The organism is Actinoplanes sp. NPDC024001, from assembly GCF_040638955.1.
Classification (GTDB): domain Bacteria; phylum Actinomycetota; class Actinomycetes; order Mycobacteriales; family Micromonosporaceae; genus Actinoplanes.
Genome location: NZ_JBEZZB010000285.1, coordinates 1 through 7934, shown reverse-complemented (window position 1 = coordinate 7934; position 7934 = coordinate 1). Strand labels below are relative to the sequence as shown.

The 7934-nt window shown below is 74.9% G+C and carries 9 protein-coding genes; 2 read left to right on the top strand and 7 right to left on the bottom strand.

The annotated features are described in order from the left end of the window. Positions 1-1034 (bottom strand): FtsX-like permease family protein (locus AB0F81_RS49515; protein WP_360211128.1); only part of this gene is annotated, 1034 nt, incomplete at its 3' end. Beyond that, positions 1031-1789 carry an ABC transporter ATP-binding protein gene (locus AB0F81_RS49510; protein ID WP_360211126.1) on the bottom strand — a complete coding sequence of 253 codons (759 nt, stop codon included), beginning with the start codon at positions 1787-1789 and terminating at the stop codon, positions 1031-1033. The genes AB0F81_RS49510 and AB0F81_RS49515, both read right to left, overlap by 4 nt. 109 nt (positions 1790-1898) lie before the next feature. On the opposite strand from AB0F81_RS49510, the gene AB0F81_RS49505 reads away from it, so the two are divergent. Beyond that, entirely contained in the window at positions 1899-3146 is a 1248-nt protein-coding gene (locus AB0F81_RS49505) for a sensor histidine kinase (protein ID WP_360211124.1), read from the top strand. Further along, a complete protein-coding gene (locus AB0F81_RS49500) occupies positions 3143-3793 on the top strand; it encodes a response regulator transcription factor (RefSeq protein ID WP_360211122.1) in 651 nt (216 codons plus the stop codon). The genes AB0F81_RS49505 and AB0F81_RS49500 overlap by 4 nt, the downstream gene beginning before the upstream one ends. A gap of 136 nt (positions 3794-3929) precedes the next feature. Here AB0F81_RS49500 and AB0F81_RS49495 read toward each other — a convergent pair whose 3' ends face one another. The 5 genes from AB0F81_RS49495 to AB0F81_RS49475 all read right to left on the bottom strand — a co-directional run. Continuing rightward, positions 3930-4787, bottom strand: a complete 858-nt coding sequence (locus AB0F81_RS49495) for a GGDEF domain-containing protein (protein WP_360211120.1) — start codon at positions 4785-4787, stop codon at positions 3930-3932. Positions 4788-4836: 49 nt separating this feature from the next. Continuing rightward, entirely contained in the window at positions 4837-5427 is a 591-nt protein-coding gene (locus AB0F81_RS49490; RefSeq protein ID WP_360211118.1) for a hypothetical protein, read from the bottom strand. 95 nt (positions 5428-5522) lie between these two features. Further along, complete coding sequence (locus AB0F81_RS49485) at positions 5523-6374, bottom strand: ABC transporter permease (protein WP_360211116.1); 852 nt, start codon at positions 6372-6374, stop codon at positions 5523-5525. Continuing rightward, complete coding sequence (locus tag AB0F81_RS49480) at positions 6371-7351, bottom strand: ATP-binding cassette domain-containing protein (RefSeq protein WP_360211114.1); 981 nt, start codon at positions 7349-7351, stop codon at positions 6371-6373. The genes AB0F81_RS49485 and AB0F81_RS49480 overlap by 4 nt, the downstream gene beginning before the upstream one ends. A gap of 69 nt (positions 7352-7420) precedes the next feature. Next, a partial coding sequence (locus tag AB0F81_RS49475) for a tetratricopeptide repeat protein (protein ID WP_360211112.1) occupies positions 7421-7934 on the bottom strand: 514 nt, incomplete at its 5' end.

Sequence of the window (7934 nt, the reverse complement as noted above, 5' to 3'; positions counted from 1 at the left end):
CCGGCGCCGAGCAGCGCGGCCGGCTGCCAGGTCGCCGTGAACCCGGCCGGCTCCAGCCCGGCGTCCACCATCGGGGCGGCCAGCAGCGGGGCGGCCGCGGCACCGAGCGGCGCCCCGATCAGGCCGCCGAGCAGGGCGATCAGGGTCGTCTCGGCGTACATCTGGCGGCGCACCTGACCGGGGGTCGCGCCCACCGCGCGCAGCAGGCCGAGCTCGCGCCGCCGCTGCGCGGCGCTCAGCGCGCAGGTCGAGGAGACCACGAAGACGGTGGCGAAGGCACTCAGCGTGACCAGCGCGATCAGCAGCTGCGCGCCGATCCAGCGGATCCGGGTGACATGGTTCGCCTCCAGCGCGTCGCGCCCGTCGCCGGTGCGGACCGTGCCGGCCGGCCCGAGCAGGACGCGGGCGGCAGCGGCCACTCGCGCTTCGTCGCCGGTCACCGTCACCCCGATGACCGGTACGCCGGAAGCGCGCCGCAACGCCTCGGAGTCGGCGAGGTAGAACCCGGGCCCGTCGATGGTGCCGCTGACCGTCCAGGTCTCCGGGCCGGACGCGGTCAGCACGTCGACCCGGGTGCCCGGGGCGGCACCGGCCAGCGCCACCTCGCCCGGTGCCGCCGGCGCCCGCCCGGCGAGCAGCCGGTAACCGCCGAGCCGCGCGGACGACCAGGCGTGCCCGTCGACCTGGGCCGCCTGCGCGTCGCCGGTGGCCCGGCCGCCGGTGAGGCGCTGCACGTAGAACGCCGGGTCCGCGACCGCCGCCGTGACACCGGGCAGCGCGGCCAGCCGGCCGGCGAGACCGGTCGCCTCCGCGGCGGTCCACGGCGGGCGCTCGTCCTCGCCGTAGTCGTTGACGCCCGCCACGGCGGGCTGAATCAGGATCGGCGCGGCGGCGTAGCGGGCCGGGGCCTTGGGCTGCGAGCTCAGATGCAGGGTGGCCGAGCCGGCGAGCACCGCCACACCCAGCGCCACCGCGACGAACGTGCCGGCGAAGCTCGCGAACCGGTGCCGGACCATCGCCCAGGCCGCGCTCATGCCACCACCGTCCGGGCCGTCTCCAGGCGGGCGGTGTGCACCGCCACCAGCTCGGCGTCGGCCGGGCCGTGCAGCTCGTCGACCACCCGGCCGTCGGCGAGGAAGAGCACCCGGTCGGCGTGCGCCGCCGCCAGCGGGTCGTGGGTGACCATCACGATCGTCTGGCCGTGCTGGTCCACCGAGGCGCGCAGCAGGCGCAGCACCTCCGCGCCGGAGGCGGCGTCCAGCGCGCCGGTCGGCTCGTCGGCGAAGAGCACCGCCGGGCGGGTGACCAGCGCGCGGGCGATCGCCACCCGCTGCTGCTGCCCGCCGGACAGCTCCGACGGGCGGTGCCCGGCCCGGCCGGCCAGGCCCACCTCGCCGAGCACCGCGTCCACCTCGCCGGCCGCCGGGCGGCGCCCGGCCAGCCGCAGCGGCAGCGCCACGTTCTGCGCCGCGGTCAGCGCCGGCACCAGGTTGAACGACTGGAACACGAACCCCACCCGGGCGCGGCGCAGCTTCGTCAGGTTGCGCTCGCTGAGCCCCTCGACCGGTACGCCGTCGATCAGCACCCGCCCCGAGGTGGCCCGGTCCAGGCCCGCCGCGCAGTGCAGCAGCGTCGACTTGCCGGACCCGGACGGCCCCATCACCGCGGTGAAGGTGCCCCGCCCGAACCGGGCGTCCACCCGGTCGAGGGCGGTCACGCCGCTCTCACCCGAGCCGTACCTCCTGGTCACCGCGTGCAGCTCGACGGCGGCCGTCTCTCGATTCGTCATGCGCCCAGCCAACCGCCCGGCGGCGGCCGGCACAGTCACGCGGGATCGACGATCCGAGGTATACCCAGCACTACCGACGGATGCCCGCGCTGGCGGTAGCGTGCCCGGCATGGCCGTTCGCAACGCGCTGGAGGCGCTCACCCTGCGGCCGACCGTGTTTCTGCGTTCCGGCTGGCCGTGGCGGTCCGTGGCCTATCTGGCCGGCGGGGCGCTGCTCGGCGCCGCCACCATCCTCGCGGTCGTCGCGCTGGTCATCGCCGGCACGGTGTTCTCGGTCTTCGTCATCGGGTTCGCGGGATATGTCGCCACCGTCCTCTCCGGTGTCGTGGTGGCCCGCATCGAGCGGCGCCGGTTGCTCCTGGTCGACCGGGACGAGCTGCCCGACCCGCACCAGCCGCCGCCGCGTGCCGGACTGCGGGCCTGGCTCAACCTGCGGCTGCGCGAGCAGGCCACCTGGCGCGAGCTGGGCTACGCGCTGGTCTCGGCGACCGTGCTGTGCTGGATGGACGCGCTGGTGCTGGGCGGCGTCGCCTACACCGTGGCGGTCACGCTGGGCGCGCCCTACTTCATCAACGACGAGCCGCTGTCGAACACGGTGCCGATCGCCCTGGCCGGACTGCCGTTGACCGTTGTCCTGGCGTACCCGGTCACCGCCTGGGCCGGGGCGCGCGCCGCCATGGCCCGCGCCATCCTGGCGCCGCGCACCGACGACACCGACGACCGGCTGGTCGAGGTCACCCGGTCCCGGGCCCGGCTGGTCGACGCCTTCGAGGTGGAACGCCGCCGCATCGAGCGCGACCTGCACGACGGCGCCCAGCAGCGCCTGGTGGCGCTGAGCATGCAGCTGGGTCTGGCCAAGCTGGAGCTGCCGCCCGGCTCGCCCGCCGCCGACTCGGTGACCGCCGCCCACGAGCTCGCCAAGCAGGCCCTCACCGAGCTGCGCGAACTCATCCGCGGGGTGCATCCGCAGGTGCTCACCGACCGGGGCCTGGCCGCGGCGATCGGCGAGGCCGCCTCGACCGCGCCGCTGCCGGTCGACCTGAACGTGAAGCTGCCCGGGCGGTTGCCGTCGGCGGTCGAGGTCACCGCCTATTTCGTGGTGGCCGAGGCGCTCACCAACGTGGCCAAGCACAGCGGCGCACACCGGGCCGCGATCCGCGCCTGGGTGACCGAGGGCCGCCTGGTGCTGGACGTGAGCGACGACGGCCACGGCGGCGCCGACCCGGCCGGCGGGTCCGGGCTGGTCGGGCTCGCCGACCGGGTCGCCGTCCTGGACGGCACGGTGACGCTGTCCAGCCCGGTGGGAGGGCCTACGCTCGTGCGCGTGGAGATCCCGGTTCCGGAAACCGCGCCGTGAGCGGCCTGCGTGTGGTCATCGCCGAGGACGGCCTGATCGTGCGGGAGGGGGTGGCCGGGATGCTGCGCCGCTTCGGGCACGAGGTGGTCGCGGCGGTCGGCGACGCGGTGCGACTGCGCGAGGCGGTGGCCGAGCACCGGCCCGACGTGGTGGTCACCGACGTACGGATGCCGCCCGGTTTCAGCGACGAGGGGCTGCAGGCCGCGATCGAGCTGCGCGCCGCCGACCCGGACCTGCCGGTGCTGGTGCTCAGCCAGTACGTGGAGCAGACCTACGCCGCCGAACTGCTCGACTCCGGGCACTCGGCCGGCGTCGGCTACCTGCTCAAGGACCGGATCGGTGAGGTCACCGAGTTCGTCGACGCGCTCGCCGCGGTGGCCGCCGGGCGCACCGTGGTCGACCCCGAGGTGGTCCGGCAGCTGCTGTCGCGGCGCCGCGACCCGCTGCACCGGCTCACCACCCGGGAACGCGAGGTGCTCGCCCTGATGGCGCAGGGCCGCTCCAACGCGGCGATCGCCCGGGAGCTGGTGGTGACCGAGGCGGCCGTCGCCAAGCACATCGGCAGTCTGCTCGCCAAGCTCGACCTGCCGCCGGACGCCGACGATCACCGGCGGGTCCGGGCGGTGCTCGCCTACCTGCGGGGGTAGCGGTGGTTTGTGCGGTTGGTGGAAATCCCGTCGTGCCCGGTGAACCCGCCGGTCCCGATGGGGAGTACAGGAGGGTGTCGTGGCGCGGGCCGACCGTGATGCCCGGAGTCGTCCCGCGCTGCGGCCCACCCCTCGGTCAGGCGCGCACCGTGTTGCGGTGGTGGCGCTTCGCGTCGTACATCATCCGGTCCGCGCGTTCCAGCAGCTCGGCGACCGACCGCGGTGGCTCGGTGAAGGTGACCGCACCGATGCTGAACCCCACCCGGGGCGTCCACGCGGCGGTGCCGTCCAGCAGGTGATCGTGCAGCCGGTGCAGAGTCGCCAGGCTCTCCTCGGTGTCGCTGCCGGGCAGCAGGACGGCGAACTCGTCCCCGCCCAGCCGGGCCACCGGGACGTCCGGGCCGAGCATCCGCCCGAGCACCCGGCCCACGGCGGCCAGCACGGCGTCGCCGGTGGCGTGGCCGTTGGTGTCGTTGATCGCCTTGAACCCGTCCAGGTCGACGTAGGCCGCGGTCAGCGGGGCGCCGGTGTGCCGCATCCGCCGGATCTCCGCGTCGGCCGCCTCCTGGAACGCGCGGGCGTTCGGCAGGCCGGTCAGCGGATCGGTGCGGGACAGTCCGTGCTCCTCGGCGAGCCGTGCCGCGAGGTGGCTGACCAGGGCGCCGACCGGCCACAGCACGGCGAAGCGGGACATCAGGTTCCAGGCCGGGATCAGCTGATTCGAGTACGGGGCGAGCTGCGTGCCGTACTCGATGACGGTCCAGCTCAGCGCCGAGAGGGCGGCGACGGCCGTGCTGGAGCGCCCACCGGCGGCCGCCGCCACGAACACCGGCAGCAGATAGCCGACGGCCATCGAGACGTTGTGCCCGGTGACCCAGTCGGCCACCGCGATGAGGCCGAGCAGCGTCAGCGCGGTGGCGGTCAGGCGGTTGGCCGGGAGCCGGCTCAGCCGTTCGATCGCCACCGCGAGCAGCGGTTCGCCGGGTCCTCGCATTCGCACGACGGGGAAATCGGCTGCGGGCCCGGGGATCTGAGCCGCATCCTCAGGCAGCCGGCACGCCGATGCCGACGGTGATGCCGGCGAGCAGGCCGGCGGCCACGTCGAAACGGTCGCGGGGCACCACGTTCAGCATCCCGCCGGTGATCGTCTCCGGGTCGTCCTCGTTGGGCGTGCGCGCCGGGCTCCGGTCCCGGTACGGCGGCAGATCGGCGACCTGCGCGACGAGCGGCTCCGGGAAGTACAGCCGGCCGGTGTGCGCGACCGAGCCGCCCCCGGCCAGGTAACCACCGAGGTGCACCTCGGCGCGCAGGTGCACGGCCTCGCCGGCCCGCCAGCCGGGGTGGACGGTGCGGAACTCGGCGTACCCCTGCGGGTCGGTCGGCTGCGCGCCGCGCAGCAGGGTCTCGCCGTCCGGGGCGTCGTGCTCGATGCCGAGCACCGCGCGGGTGACCGGTTCGCCGCTGAGCGCGTCCAGGAGCCGGACCCGCAGCATGAGCGGGACGCCGGGCCGGTCACCGGCGATGTCCCGGCGGACCAGTTCCAGCGGCAGCTGCGGTGAGCGGCCACCGTCCGCGGGGACGAGCAGGTAGGAGTAGGACAGTGCGCTCCGCCGGACTCCGGAAAGTGTGGTCATCTCGTTGCGCACTGCCTACCCCCGCTGTCGATCAGTCAGTTGATCTTCGCAGGCTTTGCGGAGGTTGCTGCCTCTTTCGTTATTTTCGTCCGCTATCAGCGTCCGAGATTGCGGTACCGCCGCACCGCGATCGGCGCGAACACCGCGATCAGCAGCACCGGCCAGGCCACCGCCAGCAGCAGCGCGTGCTCGGCCGGCCAGGAGTCCGCGGTCATTCCCGGATTGCCGCACAACTCACGGACCGCCGCCGTGGTCGCCGAGATCGGGTTCCACGCCGCCACCGCGCCCAGCCAGCCCGGCATCAGCTCCGGCGCCACGAAGACGTTCGACACCGCGCTCAACGGGAACGCCAGCGGGAAGACGATCGTCGCGACCGTGTCCGGGTTCGGGGCGAGCATGCCGAGCACCATGCCGACCCAGCTCAGCGCCAGCCGCAGCAGCAGGAGCAGGCCGAGCGCGGCCAGCAGGTTGCCCAGGCCGCGATGCCACTGCCAGCCGACCAGCAGGCCGCACACCACCAGCACCGCCGTCTCCAGCAGGGCACGCGCCAGGTCGGCGGTGGCCCGGCCGGCCATCAGCGCGGAGCGGGCCACCGGCATCGAGCGGAACCGGTCCACCACGCCGCGGCCCACGTCGGTGGCGATGCCGGTGGCGGTGGCGCCGAGGCCGTACAGCATGGTCATCACGAAGACGCCGGGTAGCAGGAACTCCCGGTAGGTGCCGCCGCCGGGCACCTGCATGCCGCTGCCGAACACGTACCCGAAGACCAGCACGAACATGATCGGCAGGCTGAAGTAGATGATCAGCTCCTCCGGAGCGCGGATCACATGGCGCAGATAACGGCCGGTCATCACCCGGGCGTCCAGGAACGCGCGGCCCCGGCGCGGGGCCGCGCCGGCCGATTCCGGGGTACGGGTGAGCTCAGCGCTCTCGGCGACGGTCGTCATCGGGTCTCCTCCTTCTCCGTCTTCTCCGCGGGGTGCCCGGTCAGCTGCAGGAACGCCTCGTCCAGGGTGGGCCGGTGGATACCGACGTCGGCCACGGCGATCCCGTCGTCCTGCAGCGCGCGGACCACCGCGGTCAGCGCGGCCATCCGGTCGGACACCGGCACCCGCAACCGGCGGTGATCCCGGTCCACGTCCGGTGCCGCGCCGGTGAGCCGGGCGGTCAGGGCCGCCGCGTCGTCCAGCCGGGCGGCGTCCTCGACGACCAGCTCCAGGCGGTCCGCGCCGATCGCCGCCTTCAGCTCGGCCGGGGTGCCCTCGGCCACCACCCGGCCGGCGTCCACCACCGCGATCCGGCCGGCCAGCTGGTCGGCCTCCTCCAGGTACTGGGTGGTGAGCAGCACGGTCGTGCCGTCCGCCACCAGGGTGCGGACGCTGTCCCAGACCTGGTTGCGGCTGCGCGGGTCCAGGCCGGTGGTCGGCTCGTCCAGGAAGAGCACGTGCGGGCGGCGGATCAGGCTGGCTGCCAGGTCCAGCCGGCGCCGCATGCCACCGGAGTACTGGCCGGCCGAGCGGTCGGCGGCGTCCGCCAGGTCGAAGCGTTCCAGCAGCTCGTCGGCGCGGCGGCGGGCGGCGCGGCGGCCCAGGTGGTGCAGCCGGCCGAACAGGACCAGGTTCTGCCGGCCGCTGAGCACCTCGTCGACCGCGGCGTACTGGCCGGTCAGCGCGATCCGGTCCCGTACCAGCTCGGGCCGGCGGGTGACGTCGGCGCCGGCCACCTCCGCCCGGCCGGCGTCGAAGCTGAGCAGCGTGGACAGAATCCGCACGGCGGTGGTCTTCCCGGCGCCGTTCGGCCCGAGCAGGCCGTAGACCGTGCCGGCCGGCGCTCGCAGATCGAACCCGTCGAGGGCGGTGGTGCCGGTCCCGCCCCGGTAGCGCTTGCGTAGCCCCTCGGCCACGACCGCGTGTGTCGTCGTCATACGACCGACCCTGGGTGTGTGCGCTGACCGCGCACGCACCGCGCGCTGACGGCCCCCGCACGGCTGAGGTCAGGGCCGGAGCAGGTCGTAGGCCGCGGCGGTGGACAGGCCGGCGCCGCGCGAGACGGCGGCGGCGTAGGCGTCCGGGCCGAGCCGGTCGCGGGCGGCGTCCGCAATCCGGGCGGCCAGCTCGGTGCCGCGCAGGTCGGGGCGCAGTTTCAGGGCGAGCACGGTGCCGAGCAGGGTGGCCGCGCGTTCCGGGTCGCCGCCGGCCAGGGCCAGGGCGGCCAGCCGGTCGACCGCCTCGGCCATCACCTGGAAACCGAGCATCCCGCTGCGGACGGTGAAAACCTGCCGGTAACGGGTGGCGGCGGCCGCCGGGTCACCCGCGGCCTCGGCGATCCGGCCCAGCGTCACCAGGATCGCCATGCGGGTGCCGTCCGCGCCGTACCAGCCGGCGGGGCAGGCGGCGAGCGCCTCCTCGCAGTGGCGGGCCGCCTCGGCCAGGTCGTCGCGTTGCAGCGCGACAGTGCCCCGACCGTGGAGGGCGGCCGCGACCAGCTCGGGCGCGCCGCACTCGCGG